An 18,752-nucleotide genomic window follows, 5' to 3' on the forward strand; every position below is an offset into this window, starting at 1 on the left:
TTATCTTTGATAAGTTTTTATATAGAATACTTAAAAAACAATGTTAAGAGCAAGTTCTAATACAAACTCTACTTGAAAGATTTCTATGAAACTCTAAATATTATCTATATTCAAAGTCTTCTTAAAAACCTTAACAAGGAAGTGATGCTTTATTAAAGATAAGCCAAACGCTCTATTAGTACTGGTCAGCTAAAGGACTTTCATCCATTACACACCCAGCCTATCAAACTAGTAGTCTTCTAGAGAGCTTAGAGAAGATTCATCTTAGAGTTGGCTTCACGCTTAGATGCTTTCAGCGTTTATCCTTTCCAAACTTAGCTACGCTGCGATGCTCTTGGCAGAACAACAGCTACACCAGTGGTTTGTTCAACCCGGTCCTCTCGTACTAGGGTCAAATCTCTTCAATCTTCTTACGCCCACGGCAGATAGGGACCGAACTGTCTCACGACGTTCTGAACCCAGCTCGCGTACCGCTTTAAATGGCGAACAGCCATACCCTTGGGACCTGCTCCAGCCCCAGGATGCGATGAGCCGACATCGAGGTGCCAAACCTCCCCGTCGATGTGAGCTCTTGGGGGAGATCAGCCTGTTATCCCCGGGGTACCTTTTATCCTTTGAGCGATGGCCCTTCCACACAGAACCACCGGATCACTAAGACCGACTTTCGTCTCTGCTTGACTTGTATGTCTTGCAGTTAAGCTGGCTTATACCTTTATACTCTACGAACGATTTCCAACCGTTCTGAGCCAACCTTTGTAAGCCTCCGTTATTATTTGGGAGGCGACCGCCCCAGTCAAACTACCCACCAGACATTGTCCCACTTGAGGATAACTCAAGCTGGTTAGCTACCCAAATAAGAAAGAGTGGTATCTCAACAACGGCTCATATACAACTGGCGTCATATACTCAAAGCCTCCCACCTATCCTGCACATTCTTATCCAAGTAGCAGTGTCAAGCTGTAGTAAAGGTCCACGGGGTCTTTCCGTCTTGCCGCGGGTAGGAGGAATTTTCACCTCCACTACAATTTCACTGGATCCCTCTTTGAGACAGCTCCCATCTCGTTACGCCATTCATGCAGGTCGGTATTTAACCGACAAGGAATTTCGCTACCTTAGGACCGTTATAGTTACGGCCGCCGTTTACTCGGGCTTCGATCAAGAGCTTCGCTAATGCTAACCCCATCAATTAACCTTCGAGCACCGGGCAGGCGTCACACCCTATACATCCTCTTACGAGTTAGCAGAGTGCTGTGTTTTTGGTAAACAGTCGGGAGGGACTCTTTGTTGTAAGTTTCTTCGCTTTCGGAGTAAATCCTAGTACGAAGCTAACCACACCTTATACCGAAGATACGGTGCTATTTTGCAGAGTTCCTTAAAGAGAGTTCTTCCACGCGCCTTAGAATACTCATCCCACCCACCTGTGTCGGTTTACGGTACGGGCAACATTAGCTAAACTTAGAAACTTTTCTTGGCTCGACGGCATCAGGGGTTCTTCTATCCATCCGAAGACTTCAAAAAGCCTTTCAGTTCTCGGAGTGTTCTTATACGGATTTGCCTATATAAGCTCCTACGACCTTAGACTAGCACTTCCATCCGCTAGCCCCCTTAGCCCTAAGCGTCCTTCCATCGCACACTAATGTTGGTATTGGAATATTAACCAATTTGCCATCGTCTACCCCTTTCGGACTCGACTTAGGACCCGACTAACCCTACGATGACGAGCATCGCGTAGGAAACCTTGGGTTTACGGCGTTAATGATTCTCACATTAATTATCGCTACTCATGCCTGCATGCTCACTTCTATTCGCTCCAGCACTCCTTACCGGTATACCTTCGACGCAAATAGAACGCTCTCCTACCACTTGCACACAACTTAAACTACTTAAACTTTAAACCAAGAATATTTTTACTGATTTTACTAAGTTTTGTTTCTATCTTTACTCTATAAAAATCAGTAAAAATATAACTTAAAACATATAACTTAGTTTTTTATATTCTAAACTTAAATAATCTAAGTTGTGTGCAAGTCTACAGCTTCGGTACTTACTTTAGCCCCGTTATATTTTCCGCGCAAAATCACTAGACCAGTGAGCTATTACGCTTTCTTTAAAGGATGGCTGCTTCTAAGCCAACCTCCTGGTTGTTTAAGTAACTTCACATCGTTTTCCACTTAAGTAAGATTTAGGGACCTTAGCTGGTAGTCTGGGTTGTTTCCCTCTTGACGACGGATTTTATCACTCGCCGCCTGACTGCTGTGATTACATATAAGGTATTCGGAGTTTGATAGGGTTTGGTACATTGGTGTATGCCCTAGCCCATTCAGTGCTCTACCCCCTTATATTACGACACAACGCTATACCTAAATATATTTCGGAGAGAACCAGCTATCACGAAGTTTGATTGGCCTTTCACCCCTATCCACAAGTCATCCCGGGGCTTTTCAACGCCTATGGGTTCAGTCCTCCACTAGTTCTTACACTAGCTTCAACTTGCTCATGGATAGATCACTTCGTTTCGGGTCTGCAGCATCTGACTAAGCGCCCTATTCAGACTCGCTTTCGCTACGGCTTCGCGTTTGCTTAACCTTGCCAGACACCACAACTCGCAGGCTCATTATGCAAAAGGCAGTCCATCACACTGTATTGCTACATAGTGCTCTGAATGATTGTAAGCAAATGGTTTCAGGTTCTATTTCACTCTGATCACCTCAGTTCTTTTCACCTTTCCCTCACGGTACTTGTGCACTATCGATCTGGTATTAGTATTTAGGGTTGGATCGTGGTCGACCCGGATTCAGACAGGATTCCTCGTGTCCCGCCCTACTCAGGATACTGCTAGCTAAGCTTTGTTTTTCGCATACGGGACTATCACCCTCTATGGCTATACTTTCCAGAATGTTCTGCTAAACTCAGCTCTTGCACATTGCAGTCCTACAACCCCCAGTGCAAGCACTGGGTTTGCCCTCTTGCGCTTTCGCTCGCCGCTACTGACGCAATCTCTATTGATTTCTTTTCCTGAGGGTACTAAGATGTTTCAATTCCCCTCGTTCGCTCCTATATAGGTAATGTATATCTCTATACATTGGGTTGCCCCATTCGGAAATCTACGGATCAAAGCTTCTTGACAGCTCCCCGTAGCTTATCGCAGTCTAGTACGTCCTTCATCGCCTTTACCAGTCAAGGCATCCACCATTCGCTCTTAGTAGCTTACCTTTTGATGTTCTTTTAGCAGATGAGCAAAGCTCATCTTAAAGAACCAAAGCTAAAGGCCTACCCCGCCAACCTAAAAGATATTAGGCTTAAAACGAAATAAACTAAACATTCATTAAAAAATTAATGTAGATAAAGCTTCAATTCTTAATCACTAAAAAAACAATTTGCATAAAAGTTAGATATAACCTAACTTCTACCTTTTTTATTGATTCTAAAACGCATCACTTCCTTGTTAAAGTTTTTATGATAAGACTTCTTTATCTTAAGACGGAAAGCATTCAAACCTTAATATAGAAACTAAATGATTTAGTCTTAACTAAGCTGTGAGTTTGAAACTTGTCTTTAATTTATAAATCTTAAATCTAATATTCTCTTTATTTTAAAGATAAAGATAATTAAAAGATATAAGTTAAACCAAAGAAAAGATAAATAGGTTTTATCCTTTAACAAGTCCTGTAAAATTGTTTTTATTAAAACTTGCTTGTGACTCTTAACAATGATAATTAAAAAGAACATTTAGGTTTAAAACCTAAAGGAAGTATATATATTAATATAATCATTATAAATATAAATACATAATGTATATGCTACTTATATCTATTAAAGTATATTCTTTTATAGTTAAAGATAAAAAAATAAATCTAAGTATAGAGTTTATATTTTATATTTAATCTACTTTATATACTTGCTTTAGATTTTAAAGCTTTTTTATTCAAATCTTTTTTATGGTGGGCCTAACAAGACTTGAACTTGTGACCTCACCCTTATCAGGGGTGCACTCTAACCAGCTGAGCTATAGGCCCTTAATAAATGGTGGAGAATAGCGGGATCGAACCGCTGACCTCCTGCGTGCAAAGCAGGCGCTCTCCCAGCTGAGCTAATTCCCCATAAACAATTAGCTTTATCATCAATCTTTGAAATCTAAACAAGAATCAATTGAGTTTATATATTTGAAGTAATAGTGGTGAGACTTATTACTTTGTACTCTAGAAAGGAGGTGATCCAACCGCAGGTTCTCCTACGGTTACCTTGTTACGACTTCACCCCAGTCGCTGATTCCACTGTGGACGGTAACTAGTTTAGTATTCCGGCTTCGAGTGAAATCAACTCCCATGGTGTGACGGGCGGTGAGTACAAGACCCGGGAACGTATTCACCGTAGCATGGCTGATCTACGATTACTAGCGATTCCGGCTTCATGCTCTCGAGTTGCAGAGAACAATCCGAACTGGGACATATTTTATAGATTTGCTCCACCTCGCGGTATTGCGTCTCATTGTATATGCCATTGTAGCACGTGTGTCGCCCTGGGCATAAGGGCCATGATGACTTGACGTCGTCCACACCTTCCTCCTCCTTACGAAGGCAGTCTATTTAGAGTGCTCGGCCGAACCGTTAGCAACTAAATACGTGGGTTGCGCTCGTTGCGGGACTTAACCCAACATCTCACGACACGAGCTGACGACAGCCGTGCAGCACCTGTCTCTAAGTTCTAGCAAGCTAGCACCCTCATATCTCTATAAGGTTCTTAGGATATCAAGCCCAGGTAAGGTTCTTCGCGTATCTTCGAATTAAACCACATGCTCCACCGCTTGTGCGGGTCCCCGTCTATTCCTTTGAGTTTTAATCTTGCGACCGTACTCCCCAGGCGGTACACTTAATGCGTTAGCTGCATTACTGAGATGACTAGCATCCCAACAACTAGTGTACATCGTTTAGGGCGTGGACTACCAGGGTATCTAATCCTGTTTGCTCCCCACGCTTTCGCGCCTTAGCGTCAGTTGAGTTCCAGCAGATCGCCTTCGCAATGGGTATTCTTGGTGATATCTACGGATTTTACCCCTACACCACCAATTCCATCTGCCTCTCCCTCACTCTAGACTATCAGTTTCCCAAGCAGTTTAATGGTTAAGCCATTAGATTTCACAAGAGACTTGATAATCCGCCTACGCGCCCTTTACGCCCAGTGATTCCGAGTAACGCTTGCACCCTCCGTATTACCGCGGCTGCTGGCACGGAGTTAGCCGGTGCTTATTCCTTAGGTACCGTCAGAATTCTTCCCTAAGAAAAGGAGTTTACGCTCCGAAAAGTGTCATCCTCCACGCGGCGTTGCTGCGTCAGGGTTTCCCCCATTGCGCAATATTCCCTACTGCTGCCTCCCGTAGGAGTCTGGACCGTGTCTCAGTTCCAGTGTGACTGATCATCCTCTCAGACCAGTTAAGCGTCATAGCCTTGGTAAGCCATTACCTTACCAACTAGCTGATACTATATAGTCTCATCCTACACCGAAAAACTTTCCCTACTCAACTTGTGTTAAGCAGGAGTATAGAGTATTAGCAGTCGTTTCCAACTGTTGTCCTCTTGTGTAGGGCAGATTAACTATACCTTACTCACCCGTGCGCCACTAATCCACTTCTAGCAAGCTAGAAGCTTCATCGTTCGACTTGCATGTATTAGGCACGCCGCCAGCGTTCACTCTGAGCCAGGATCAAACTCTCCATAATAAACCTTCTTTAGCATCAAGGCAAAGCCTTGACTAAGAAGCAAGCTAAAGGCCTACCCCGCCAACCTAATATAGATAAACTACTTAGATTACATTAAAGAGATAAACCTTATTACTTTTATAGATAGTTTAATCTTTTTCTTCAAAGAAAAAGTTATAAAAGATTAAAAGAAAAGCTTTTAATCTTTTTAAATTAGATTGAATAGATTTTACATAATTGCTTATGCCTAAATCTTTCTGGCTCAATCGATCACTTATTTAGATTTCAAAGATTGACTAATAAGATTTGAATAACAATACTAAGTTAAAAGAACAAAACAAAAAATCATTTTTAAAAGAAAAGTTTTTAAATTAAAAACAAGATTTATAAAAAAGCTTTTTAGTTTTAAATTAAAAAATTAAGAAAGTTAAAAACTCAAATAATTTAAAAACTTAAAAAATCTAAAATAAAGTTAATTTATAAAATCTACTCAGTTAGTGAAACTTTATAATTTAAAAGATTTTAAGTCCTTTTTTCAAAAAAAGGAAATGAAAGTATAACCAATTAAACTTAAAAGGGGATTAAATAAAGGATTAAATAGTATAAATATTTGTGTAAGTATTTATATAAGTATTTGGTGGGTTAAAAAATGGGGGCTATATTTTAATGATAATAAAAAATGCAAGATATAATATACTATTATTAGGATTAAAAGGCTTGACTTAGGGAAGATAAATTCCCTAAGTTTAGAAATATTTAAAAAATTTTAATATTTTAAAAAATACTCTTGAATTTTTTTAGGATCACTTGTTTTTGTAAGCGCTAACATAAGCAAAACTCTTGCTTTTTGAGGATTCAAATCTTCAGCACTAATAAAACCTAATTTTTCATCTGAATCACTCACAGCAACACGACCTGCTACAACCCTTGAACTTACAACAACATCAAGTCCTTTTTTTATAAGCTCTTTTAAAACATTTTTTTGATCTTCATGTATACTTCCTGCACCACTTCCTGCAACAACTATGCCCTTAGTTCCATGTTCAAATAGAGCTTTTGCAGCGACACCACTACCATCATTTGAATAGCTATAAAGAATATCTACTTTTGGCAAACTTGTGAGTTTGCTTACATCAAAAGGAGCGTTTTTTGCATGAGCTTTAGTAACATTATTATAGAAAAAGACTTTACCATCTACTATATAACCCAAATCCCCAAAATCAGGAGAAGAGAAAGCATCAACATTTAAACTATGGGTTTTTACTACACCTCTAGCACTTAAAATTTTATCATTCATAGCTACCATAACACCCTTGCCCTTAGACTCTTTATCAGCAGCTAATGCTACAGCATTGTAAAGATTTTTTGGCCCATCTGCACTTATAGCAGTTGATGGACGCATAGCGCCAACTAAAACTACAGGCTTATCACTTTTAATGGTTAAATTTAGAAAATAAGCAGTTTCTTCCATGGTATCAGTACCATGAGTTATAACCACACCATCCACCCCTTCAGCAAAAAGCTTATTGATTTCTTTAGCAAGCTTTAGCCAAATTTCATCACGCATATTTGAACTATCAATATTTGCTATTTGTTCCCCACTAATATTAGCTAAATCTTGAATTTGTGGAATCGCTTTGATTAAAACATCTACACCAACAACCCCAGCTGTATAACCTGTTGTGGCAACAGCACTATCAATAGAACCCGCTATAGTTCCACCTGTTGCTAAAATAGCAATCTTTGGTTTAGCTTCTGCCATACATGCTCCTATAGATAAAAATACTAATACACATAATAGTAACTTTTTCACAATTCTCCCCTTATTTTGTTAAAATTCGTTTCATTAATGAAACTTATATAATATTAATAAATAATAAATAAAAATTTTATAAAATTTATAAAATTTCTTTAATAACAAATTGTGGAGTTACTAATCCTCTAAATTCATTCTTAGAAATACTTCCAAGCAAAGAAATATTTTGATTCAATTCTGGCTCTTTATCAAAATTAAAAAATAAAGCTTCTATGGTTTTATTTTCCTTGGTTAAAATAAGCTTTAAGTGTTTTTCATCTTTACCTAGAAGTTTTTTATTTTTTACACAAAGATTTTCTAAAACAAAAAAAGGTCGTGGATTTTTATGTCCAAAAGGTTCAAAAGATTCTAAAATTTCAAGCATTTCAAAATCAATTTCGCTAGGTTCTAAGATTCCTAAAATTTCATCCGTATCCAAAAATTCACTTTCAGAAATTTGCGAACATTCTTTTTTGATTTTATTTTTAAATTGTTCAAAATTTTCAGAGTTTAAACTGATTCCAGCAGCACCTTTATGACCGCCATAATTGCTTAATATAGAATTTGTCTTAGAAATTAAAGCTAAAATATCAATCTTGCCAACACTTCTTGCACTGCCTTTTAAGTGTTCTTCATTTTGAGAAAATACAAAAGCAGGTTTATTAAAATGTTTAGCTAAACGACTTGCCACAATCCCTAAAACCCCTTCATGCCAATTTAAGCCCGATACCACAATACAAGAATCGTTTTCATCGATTTGATTTAAACTATCTTCAAAAAGCTGTTTTTCTTCATCTTTACGACTTTCATTAAAACTAACAATTTGCTCTAGATATTCTAAAGCTTTATTAAAATCTTTAGTGTGTAAAAATTCATAAGAAATACTTGCATCATCCATTCTTCCAGCACTATTTATAAGCGGAGCAATTAAAAACCCTATATTATCAAGAGCAAATTTATCCTTTTGATAATAATGCTTAATAGCCCTAAAAGCAGCTCTTTTGGATTTGTTAATATGATCTATACCACGCCTTACTAAAGCACGATTTAAATCTCTAAGCTCCATCATATCTGCAATAATTGCAATCGCCAAAAGTTCTAAAAATTTACTCATATCGTATTTAAGCTTGCAAACTTCTTTTAAAGCCGCTATCAAATACCAAGCTACCTGTGCTCCACAAATTTCAATTTCTGGAAAATCACAATCTTTTTGCTTTGGATTGATAATGGCAAAAGCATCAGGCAAAACATCTTGAGGCATATGATGATCAGTGATAATCAAATCTATATTTTTTTCTTTGCAGAGTTTGGCTGCTTCAAGAGCAGCTATTCCATTATCTACTGTTATTATTAAATTTACATCAAGTTCGTTGATAATCTCAGCATTTAATCCATATCCATCTTTAAAACGATTTGGAATTCTTACTATATAATCAAAACCTATATCATCAAAAAATTCCGCCATAATAACACAAGAAATGATTCCATCAACATCATAATCCCCTACTATAGCGACTTTCTCATTTTTTTCTACAGCTTCTTTGATGCGATTAGCTGCTTTATATGCATCCTTTAAACAGCATGGCAAAGGCAGATCACAAAGTTTGGTATGCAAATCTTTTTCAAAGCGTGAAGCCAAAATTTTTTTAATTTCATTTTTATTAATTATCTTCATAGTTTATAGCTGCCTTGATAAAACCGCAAATCACAGGATTAACATGCTCAAGTCTTGAAGTAAATTCTGGATGAAATTGCACAGCCAAGAAAAAAGGATGACAGTTAAGCTCAACTGCTTCGATCAATCCTTTGCTTTCACCACTTACAATCAAACCGTGTTTTTCAAAATCTGCTCTATATTTTGGATTTGCTTCATAGCGATGACGATGGCGTTCTTTTACACTTTTTGCTTCATTATAAACCTTAGCCAAAAGGGATTTTTCCTTAATATCGCATTTATAAGCTCCTAAACGCATAGTTCCGCCTAAAGGAGTTTTTGCAGTACGAATTTGTTTTTCTCCATTTGTATCCATAAATTCATCAATCAAATAAACCACAGGATTTTGGCATTTCTCATCAAATTCACTTGAATTTGCATCTTTAAGTTTTAATACATTTCTAGCAAATTCCACCAAAGCAAGCTGCATACCTAAACAAATTCCTAAAAAAGGAATTTTATTTTCTCTTGCGTATTGAATGGCTTTTATCTTACCTTCTACACCACGATATCCAAATCCCCCAGCAACCAAAATTCCACTCACATCTTTAAATACTTCAGAACTTTCCATATTTTCAAGTTTTTCACTATCTACCCATTTTAACTCCACTTTAGTATCTAGGGCTGCACCTGCGTGTATAATAGCTTCAGTAAGGCTTTTATAACTTTCTTTTAAATCCACATATTTGCCTACAAAAGCGATTTTAACTTCATTGCTTGGAGCTATAACTCTTTTTACCAAAGAGTCCCAATTTTCCATGTTAGGTTTTAAATTTTTCAAATCCAAAATTTCAGCAATAGGGCTTAAAATATCTTGCTTTAAAAAATTAAGTGGAATTTGATAAATACTAGCCGCATCAACACTTTCTATCACGCAATTTTTTTCCACCCCACAAGAAATAGCAATTTTATCTTTTAAATCTCTATCAAGAGCTTTTTCACTACGACAAATAATCATATCAGGACTAATGCCTATGCGTCTTAACTCGCCTACACTATGTTGAGTTGGCTTTGTTTTTAATTCTCCTGTAGCCTTGATAAACGGTACTAGAGTAAGATGAATATTCATAGCATTATTTTTACCCACTTCCAAACGCAAAGCACGAATAGCTTCTAAAAAAGGCAAGCCTTCTATATCCCCAACAGTTCCGCCTATTTCAACGATGAGTATATCTTTGCCTTCTCCTGCTTTTTTAATGCGATCTTTGATTTCTCCTACTATATGAGGGATAACTTGAATGGTTTTGCCAAGATATTCTCCACGCCTTTCTTTTTCAATCACACTTTGATAAACGCGTCCTGTAGTAAAGTTATTATCTTGAGATAAACTCTCATCCAAAAAACGCTCATAATGTCCCAAATCAAGATCCGTTTCTGCTCCATCATCAGTTACAAAAACTTCCCCATGCTCAAAAGGACTCATGGTGCCTGGATCGACATTGATATAAGGATCAGCTTTTAAAATACTCACTTTAAGCCCTGAATTTTTTAAAAGTGTTGCGATAGAAGCAGCAGCTATCCCTTTACCCAAAGAACTTAAAACTCCGCCTGTTACAAAAATATATTTTGTTTGTTTCATTGATAATAAGCCTTATTTTTTTATCTAATTATAGCTTGATAAAACTTTTTATTTCATTAGAATTTTAAGTAAAAAATGCAAGAATTATAAAAAATATTTTTATCAAAAAAGGAATAAGCATGCAAATCACTTTACTTTTTCACACTCCATTATCTATTTGTTCTCATGCAACAAGAACTTGTTGGCAAAGCTTTGAAAAAGGCGATTGCGGTGGCGAAAAAGATAAAGAACTTATCGATCGCGTGGGTAATAAATTCAAACACGCTTCAACCTTAGAACATCTAAACTATACTTTTTATATACAAGGAATTTCAAGAGCTTGTTTGCAAGAAGTTGCAAGACACCGTCACACTAGTCCTAGTGTAAAAAGCACGCGTTATACCTTAAAAGAACTTCGCAATGAAGCTGAATTTAAAACAGGAGATTTTGAAAATGCAAGCCGTTATCTTGTGCTTTGTGGCAATGAAGAGGTTGATAACGCAAGTATTAAAGCCTTAGAAAATTTACGCACTATTTTACAAAAAAGCATTAGTCTAGATATAGCCAAATACTGCTTACCAGAAAGTTATAAAACCGAACTTACACTAACGATTAATGCAAGAAGTTTGCAAAATTTCATATCTTTGCGTAGTTCAAAATCAGCTCTTTGGGAGATTAGAAATTTAGCAAATGCTTTATTTGAAGCCTTACCACAAGAACACAAATTTATATTTGAACATTGCCTACATAAAGATATAGAATAAATCATACTAATTTTATCTTATTTAAAATATTTTTATGCTACCATTTATAAAATCAAGCTTTATGCAAGTATATTTTCATATACCTTGTGCTTGATTATAGTTTCTTATAAGGACTTTTTATGGATAAACAATTTTTTCAAGATTTTCTAATGATTTCACAAGCTCATACTATAACTACTCTTGCTATGCTTTGCGTTGTTTTTTACGCATTAAAAAAAATGCGGGATATAAAAATCAATTTTTCTCTTCGCATGCTATTTGCGCTTTTAATGGGTTTGGGGTTTGGTTTTGCTTTGCAATATTTGGCAAATTTTCCAGATGCTAAAGAAGCAAGTAATATTCTTTGGTATAGTGAAACAAAACATTGGTTTGCATTTGTAAGTTCTGTTTTTGTAGCTTTTATAAAAATGCTAGTTGTTCCTCTTGTAAGCATTTGCATTATAAAAGTAATTATAGAAATTGATAAAAATATCAAAATATCCTCCTTGCTTGGAATAAGTCTTTTTTGGATACTCTTTAGCACAGCCATAGCTGCAACCTTGGGTATATTTTTAGGTTATAGTTTTGATTTAGGAAGTAATTTTGCTATACATGAAGGAGATAAACAAATTCGCGAAATTCAAACTTTTTCAAATATTATACTAGGACTAATACCTAGCAACATCATTACAGCTATTAATAAAGAAAATATTATAGCTATTGTCATTTTTTCTTTTTTTATAGGAATTAGTGCTAAAAAAATTTCTAAAAAAGAAGAGTATGAACAAGCCTTTAAAAGTTTTCATAATTTTATCCTAACCTTTTATAATATTATGATGAACATGACTGCTACAGTTATTAGATTTATGCCTTATGCTGTAGTTTGTATGATGGCTAATGTGCTTTTAAGCAATGGTTTTGAAGCTATCAAAACAGCTGGACTTTTTATAATGCTTATTTATATAGCTATGTTTATAATGTTTGGGGTGCATTTTTTACTTCTTGCTTCACAAGGGTTAAACCCTATAAAATATGCAAAAAAAGCCTTTCCTGTATGGTTATTTGCATTTAGCTCAAGATCTTCTTTAGGCACTTTACCTATGACCACTTCAACTTTGCAAAATAAATTTGGAGTTAATTCAGCTATAGCTAATTTTGTAGCATCTATAGGTACAACAACAGGACTTAATGGTTGCGCAGGATATTTTCCAGCTTTAGCAGCAGTTTTTGTAGCTTTTGCTACACATACACATATTGATTTTACATTTGCTTTAATGATAGTTTTGGTAGCTGTGATTGGATCCTTGGGTATAGCTGGGGTACCTGGAAGCGCAACTATGGCAGCTTCTATTATGCTAGCAGGGATTGGATTTGGTAATAATTTTGTCATGCTAAGTTTGATTTTAGCCATAGATCCTATTATAGATATGGCAAGAACAGCAAGCAATGTCTCAGGAACTATGACTTCGGCACTTTGTACCGCAAAAAATCTAAAAGCTCTAGATAAAGAAATTTACAATTCTTAATCTTTTAAAACCCAATGCTTTTCATTGGGTTTTAGTATTTATTGGCAACCTTCACATTCTATGCTACGATCTGCAACATTGACTTTTTCACTATCAGGGCTTTCACTTCTTAAATAATAAGTAGATTTTACTCCAAGCTCCCAAGCGAGTTGATAAATTTCATTTAAATATCCCCCACTTGCTTTATCGAGCGACAAAAAGATATTTAAACTCTGCCCTTGATCGATCCACTTACCACGCACAGCAGCAGCCTTTACAAGAATTTTTTGATCAAGTTCGTAGGCTGGAGTATAGTATTGCCAAGTATCAAGGCTTAAATTTGGCACAACAACAGGTATCATACCACTTAAATTTTGTTCAAACCACTTTCTTTTATAAACAGGTTCTATAGTCTGCGTAGTACCCACCAAGATAGAAATAGAAGAAGTAGGTGCAATGGCCATCAGATAACCATTTCTCATACCATCTTTTTTAACTTTTTCTCTAAGTTTAACCCAATCGCATTCACTTTGATCAAATAAACCTTCTCTTAAAGTTAAAGCTTTAGCCTTAGGACTTGCTACATCAATAGGAAAAATCCCCTTGCTCCAGTTTGATCCTTCAAAATCTTCATAAGAACCTTTTTCAAGAGCTAAATTTGAACTCGCATTAATAGCCTCAAAGCTAATTTGCTCCATAATCTCATCGATTTTATTTAAATGCTCATCACTTCCCCAATGAATCTTAGCCTCAGCAAGCATTTGTGCCTCACCCATGACTCCAAGACCTATGGCACGAGATTTTAAATTTGTATCTTTTACTTTTCTATGAGGATAAAAATTTAAATCAATTACATTATCAAGCATACGAATAGCCGTTGGCACAACACGCTCTATATCTTCTTTGGTATATACTTTGCTAAGATTTATACTTGCTAAATTACAAACGGCTGTTTTTCCATCATTTTTATATTTTTCCACTATATAAACTTTATTACCATCAATACTATCTAAAGTTGAGATTTTTTTGGCTGGTTTTTCATATCCCCCATCGATCACAACTTTTTGTTCTTCATCAAAATGAAGCTCATCTCCATTTTCAAAAACTACTTTAATTTGATAATAATTTGGCTCGGTATTTTGAAAAATTTCAGTACATAAATTTGAACTTCTAATAATTCCTACATGAGCATTTGGATTTGCTCTATTAGCACTATCTTTAAAACATAAAAATGGCAAGCCTGTTTCAAAATAATTTAGCAAAATTTTCTTCCAAAGCTCTTTAGCTTCTACGATTTCTTTGGTAATGCTTTCATCTTTTTCATATTCTTCATAGCGTTTTTCAAAAGCCTCGCCATATAAATCACACAAATCCGCTGTATCTGCAGGATCAAAAAGAGTCCATTTATCATTAGCTCTTACTCTCTTCATAAAAAGATCATTGATCCATAAAGCAGGGAAAAGTTCATGAGCACGGCGTCTTTCTTCACCTGAATTTTTACGCAAATCAATAAAATCACTTATATCCATGTGCCAAGGTTCTATATAAACGGCTATAGCTCCTTTTCTGGTTCCTAGTTGATCTACTGCCACGGCAATATCATTAGTAATTTTCAAGAAAGGTATAATCCCTCCTGCAGCGTTTTTATGTCCATCTATGCTTCCACCCATAGCACGCACTTTAGACCAATCCCAACCTATACCGCCACCAAATTTAGAAAGCAAAGCCATTTCTTGATAAGAATCAAAAATGCCTTCAATATTATCAGGAGTTGAACCTATATAGCAAGAGCTAAGTTGATGGCGCGTTGTCCTAGCGTTTGATAAAGTTGGAGTTGCAAGCATGAGTTCAAATTTAGAAATAAGATCATAAAATTTCTTTGCCCATTCTTGGGGATTAAATTCATTCTGCGCTAAAAACATCGCAATGGCCATAAACATTTGTTGAGGAAGTTCTATAGGCATACCTTTACTATCTTTAATCAAGTATCTATCATATAAAGTTTTAATACCAAGATAAGTAAATTGCATATCGCGTTCAGGCTTAATATAAGCATTTAAATCATCTAAATCGTATTTTTCTTTAAGACCAAGTAAAATTCTTCCTTCTTTTTCGCCCTTTTCAAAATATTCACGCAAATGATTATAGCGATTCATACCATTAACTTTCTTATACAAATCAAATAAAAAAAGTCTAGCTGCAACAAAGGTCCAATTTGGACAATCAATATCTATCTTATCTACCGCGGTTTTAATTAAAGTTTTTTGAATTTCTTCAGTTGAAATTCCATCGCGAAATTGAATCTTTGCATCGAGTTCAAGTTCGCTTAAATTCACACCTTCTAAATCTTTTACAGCATCAGAGGTGCATTTTTTAATCTTAGAAATATCCAATTCTTCTGTGCGACCATTTCTTTTAATAACTTTCATTGCCTTCCTTGCTTTTTATTTAAATGTTCTTTTAAAAATTGCATCAACATTTTTTATATAGTAGTTATAATCGAAACATTTTCTTACATCCTCTTCGCTCAAACTTTTTCTTAAATCCTCATCCTCTAAAAGTGCCAACAAAAACAAACTTTCATTTTTTTCATTGATAGCAGCCTTGCCATTTTGCAAATCCGCCCAAACTTTCATAGCATTTCTTTGAACTATTTTATAAGCTTCTTCACGACTAATGCCTTTAAATGGAAGCTCTAAAAGCACCCTCCCTGAAAATACAAGCCCGCCTGTAAGATTTAAATTTTTCATCATATTTTCAGGATAAACCAAAAGCTTATCAATCATATTTGTAAGACGCATAAGCATAAAATCAGCCGTGATAAAAGCATCAGGCAAAATAAATCTTTCGACACTAGAATGAGATATATCTCTTTCATGCCAAAGTGCAACATTTTCTAAAGCTGGAGTTACAAAAGATCTAAGCACACGACAAAGCCCTGTGATATTTTCACTTAAAACGGGATTTCTTTTATGTGGCATAGCTGAACTTCCCTTTTGTCCTACACTAAAATACTCTTCAGCCTCATAAACTTCAGTTCTTTGAAAATGTCTTATGGCTACAGCGATTTGCTCACAACTTGAAGCTAAAATCGCAATAGCAGAAATAACTTGAGCGTAACGATCTCTTTGAATCACCTGATTTGAAACAGGAGCGGCTTTAAGACCTAAATTTTTACAAACTTCTTCTTCAAATTCCAAAGGTGCATGAGCAAAATTTCCCATTGCACCGCTGATTTTTCCATAGCTTATCACTTCTTTTGCATGTTCTAAAAGCTCTTTTGCATGCAAAATTTCATCATACCAAATAGCTAACACCAAACCAAAAGTGATAGGCTCTCCATGAATTCCATGACTTCTTCCTACCATTAAGGTGTTTTTATGCTCCAAAGCACGCTTTTTGATCACTTCTAAAAGCAAAGAAACATCTTCTAAAATAAGCTCCAAACTCTCTTTTATCTGTAAAGCAACAGCTGTATCTATACAATCAGAACTTGTCATTGCATAATGCACAAAACGACTCTCTTCTCCCAAACTTTCACTTACACTTGTAAGAAAAGCGATAACATCGTGTTTTGTGGTTTTTTCTATTTCGTCTATTCTTGCAATATCAAATTTTGCATTTTTAAGAATTTTTTCGCAGTCTGTGTCATTAATGAGACCGAGTTTATTCCAAGCTTTTACAGCAGCTAATTCTACTTTTAACCACGCATCATATTTTGCTTGCATGTCCCATTTTTTAGCCATGATTTCTCTGCTATATCTTTCAACCATCTTTGAAACCTTTTTAGCTATAATTTTATATTTTAAAAAACGGAAATTATATCAAATTATCCTAAGAAAGTTATTAAATGGCCTACATAAAAATAAAACTCTCAAATAATGGAAAAAAGGCGTTTCAAGTCCTTATGGAAAATTTAAAAATTAGCATAAATGAAGCACAAAAACTCATAGACAAAAAAAGACTTTTTTGTGATGGAATTTTAGTAGAAGAAAAGAATAAAATTTTAAATGGTTTAGTAGAGCTTATAGTCTATGAAAACAACCCCAAAGGAGTAGAAATTGTCTTTGAAAATGAAGACTTTGCCATACTTGAAAAAGAAAGTGGGATCTTAAGCCATCCAAATGGTAGACATTGCAAATACAGTCTTAGTGATGAAATTTGGCATCTTTGGGGAAAAGAAGCTTGCGTAACACACAGGCTCGATAAAGAAACGAGCGGACTTATACTTATAGCCAAAAATAAAAAAGCACAAATTGATCTTAAAAGCTTATTTGAAAAAAAACTAGTTCAAAAAGAATACCTTGCTCTAGCTCATGGAAAAATAGAAGAAAATTTTATAGTTGATAAAGCTATAAATTTAACTAAAAACTACGATGATGTAAAAACAAGAATGCAAATTTGCAAAGAAGGAAAACAAGCTATCACTGAATTTGAAATTTTAGAATACTTTCCTAAAATCAACGCTACTCTTTTACTTTGCAAACCCTTAACAGGCAGGCAACACCAAATAAGAGTGCATTTGCACTATAAAAACCATACCATTTTAGGAGATCCGCTTTATGGGCTTAGCAAAGAACAAATCGAAAGCATTTTAGATGAAAAATTAAATCCTAAAGAACGCTTAAAACTTACAGGTGCCTTGCGTTTGTGTTTACATTCTTATCGTTTGAAATTTCAATATAAAAATCAAAATTTTGATATCAACTCAAAAATAAACATAAAAGAAATTTTCAACAATTCCATAAAATAAAATGATGTTTCACTACGCTACAATCAATCACTTTTTTACCAAATTTTAAAACAAAAAAATAATTCTTGCTAAAACTTTAAGTATAATTAAATAAAAAAGCGAGATTTTTTAATGAAATTTGTTAATTTTATACAGGATCAAAAACCCAATCTAGGAGTACTAAATTCTAGTGGAAAAATTGTAAGTTTTGCTGATCTTGGCATTGAAACTAACGATATGAATGAATTTATTATCTATTTTGATAAATTTAAACACAAGCTTACAGACTTGGATTCTAAAATAGCCTATGAAATTCCAAAAGAAGATTATCTAGCTCCTATTATAGAACCTCGTCAAGATATTATATGTCTTGGGATTAATTTTTTAGATCATGCCAAAGAATCTGCCAAATTTAAGGGTGAAAAATTTGAAGAAAGAGAATATCCTGTATATTTTGGAAAACGCTGCAATCAAGCTACGCCACCTTTTGGTGATATACCTTTACATGCAGATGTAACTTCTCAGCTTGATTATGAATGTGAGCTTGCATTTATTTTAAGTAAAGATGCTTATAAAATCAAAGCTAAAGATGCAAAAAATTATATCTTTGGCTATACTATTATCAATGAAATTTCAGCTCGCGAACTTCAAAAACGCCACAAACAATTCTACCGAGCAAAAAGTCTTGAAGGTAGCACTATAATGGGACCTTATATCACAAGCGTAGATGAAATTTCTTATCCTCCTAAACTCCAACTTCAAAGCTATGTCAATGATGAACTACGCCAAAACTCTAACACCCAATTGTTTATTTTTGATATTGCTTATGTCTTAGAAGAACTTAGCGCGGGCATGCTTTTAAAAGCTGGAAGTATTATATCTATGGGAACTCCTAGTGGAGTGGGCATGGGGTTAAATCCACCTACTTTTTTAAAATCAGGAGATAAAGTACGTTGTGTCATAGAAAATTTAGGAGAACTTTGCAACAAAATAAAAAAACTTTAAATAAA

The 18,752-nt window shown here is 35.2% G+C and carries 9 protein-coding genes, 2 tRNA genes and 2 rRNA genes; 4 read left to right on the forward strand and 9 right to left on the reverse strand.

Annotation, left to right across the window (positions count from 1 at the left end; translation table 11 throughout):
* Positions 1-154: 154 nt before the first annotated feature.
* From AJ939_RS05380 to AJ939_RS05410, 7 genes are all read right to left on the reverse strand, one after another.
* Positions 155-3,213: ribosomal RNA gene (locus AJ939_RS05380) — 23S ribosomal RNA — on the reverse strand.
* 726 nt (positions 3,214-3,939) lie between these two features.
* Positions 3,940-4,016: transfer RNA gene (locus AJ939_RS05385), tRNA-Ile, on the reverse strand.
* An 8-nt stretch (positions 4,017-4,024) separates the two neighbouring features.
* Positions 4,025-4,100: transfer RNA gene (locus tag AJ939_RS05390), tRNA-Ala, on the reverse strand.
* Between the two features lie 103 nt (positions 4,101-4,203).
* A 16S ribosomal RNA gene (locus AJ939_RS05395) occupies positions 4,204-5,716 on the reverse strand.
* Together the 16S and 23S rRNA genes with 2 tRNA genes alongside form the textbook arrangement of a ribosomal RNA operon.
* A gap of 745 nt (positions 5,717-6,461) precedes the next feature.
* Entirely contained in the window at positions 6,462-7,508 is a 1,047-nt protein-coding gene (locus tag AJ939_RS05400) for a type II asparaginase (protein WP_074469943.1), read from the reverse strand.
* Between the two features lie 85 nt (positions 7,509-7,593).
* Positions 7,594-9,165 carry a single-stranded-DNA-specific exonuclease RecJ gene (recJ, locus tag AJ939_RS05405; RefSeq protein WP_002866784.1) on the reverse strand — a complete coding sequence of 524 codons (1,572 nt, stop codon included), beginning with the start codon at positions 9,163-9,165 and terminating at the stop codon, positions 7,594-7,596.
* The gene (locus tag AJ939_RS05410) at positions 9,152-10,783 is read right to left on the reverse strand and encodes a CTP synthase (protein WP_070276292.1); all 1,632 of its coding nucleotides are present in this window, start codon (positions 10,781-10,783) and stop codon (positions 9,152-9,154) included. The genes recJ and AJ939_RS05410 overlap by 14 nt, the downstream gene beginning before the upstream one ends.
* Positions 10,784-10,902: 119 nt before the next feature.
* On the opposite strand from AJ939_RS05410, the gene thyX reads away from it, so the two are divergent.
* Positions 10,903-11,526, forward strand: coding sequence for an FAD-dependent thymidylate synthase (thyX, locus tag AJ939_RS05415; RefSeq protein ID WP_044778558.1), 624 nt, complete (start codon positions 10,903-10,905; stop codon positions 11,524-11,526).
* A 119-nt stretch (positions 11,527-11,645) separates the two neighbouring features.
* Positions 11,646-13,031, forward strand: coding sequence for a cation:dicarboxylate symporter family transporter (locus AJ939_RS05420; protein ID WP_070276293.1), 1,386 nt, complete (start codon positions 11,646-11,648; stop codon positions 13,029-13,031).
* A gap of 38 nt (positions 13,032-13,069) precedes the next feature.
* On the opposite strand, the gene AJ939_RS05425 is transcribed toward AJ939_RS05420, so the two are convergent.
* Both AJ939_RS05425 and purB read right to left on the reverse strand, forming a co-directional pair.
* Positions 13,070-15,439 (reverse strand): ribonucleoside-diphosphate reductase subunit alpha, encoded by a 2,370-nt coding sequence (locus AJ939_RS05425; RefSeq protein ID WP_002860869.1) that lies wholly within the window; start codon positions 15,437-15,439, stop codon positions 13,070-13,072.
* Positions 15,440-15,454: 15 nt separating this feature from the next.
* Complete coding sequence (gene purB / locus AJ939_RS05430; protein ID WP_070276294.1) at positions 15,455-16,783, reverse strand: adenylosuccinate lyase; 1,329 nt, start codon at positions 16,781-16,783, stop codon at positions 15,455-15,457.
* Between the two features lie 77 nt (positions 16,784-16,860).
* Here purB and AJ939_RS05435 point away from each other — a divergent pair, with 77 nt between their 5' ends.
* Entirely contained in the window at positions 16,861-17,763 is a 903-nt protein-coding gene (locus AJ939_RS05435; protein WP_052859117.1) for an RluA family pseudouridine synthase, read from the forward strand.
* Positions 17,764-17,874: 111 nt separating this feature from the next.
* Positions 17,875-18,747 (forward strand): fumarylacetoacetate hydrolase family protein, encoded by an 873-nt coding sequence (locus AJ939_RS05440; RefSeq protein WP_002860866.1) that lies wholly within the window; start codon positions 17,875-17,877, stop codon positions 18,745-18,747.
* Positions 18,748-18,752: the final 5 nt, after the last annotated feature.

This window comes from Campylobacter sp. BCW_6889 (assembly GCF_001762535.1).
GTDB lineage: Bacteria > Campylobacterota > Campylobacteria > Campylobacterales > Campylobacteraceae > Campylobacter_D > Campylobacter_D jejuni.

Coding starts and splice junctions, on each gene's coding strand:
- AJ939_RS05410 (WP_070276292.1), bottom strand. CDS start 10,783: ATGAAACAAACAAAATATATTTTTGTAACAGGCGGAGTTTTAAGTTCT.
- AJ939_RS05435 (WP_052859117.1), top strand. CDS start 16,861: ATGGCCTACATAAAAATAAAACTCTCAAATAATGGAAAAAAGGCGTTT.
- AJ939_RS05425 (WP_002860869.1), bottom strand. CDS start 15,439: ATGAAAGTTATTAAAAGAAATGGTCGCACAGAAGAATTGGATATTTCT.
- recJ (WP_002866784.1), bottom strand. CDS start 9,165: ATGAAGATAATTAATAAAAATGAAATTAAAAAAATTTTGGCTTCACGC.
- AJ939_RS05420 (WP_070276293.1), top strand. CDS start 11,646: ATGGATAAACAATTTTTTCAAGATTTTCTAATGATTTCACAAGCTCAT.
- AJ939_RS05440 (WP_002860866.1), top strand. CDS start 17,875: ATGAAATTTGTTAATTTTATACAGGATCAAAAACCCAATCTAGGAGTA.
- purB (WP_070276294.1), bottom strand. CDS start 16,783: ATGGTTGAAAGATATAGCAGAGAAATCATGGCTAAAAAATGGGACATG.
- thyX (WP_044778558.1), top strand. CDS start 10,903: ATGCAAATCACTTTACTTTTTCACACTCCATTATCTATTTGTTCTCAT.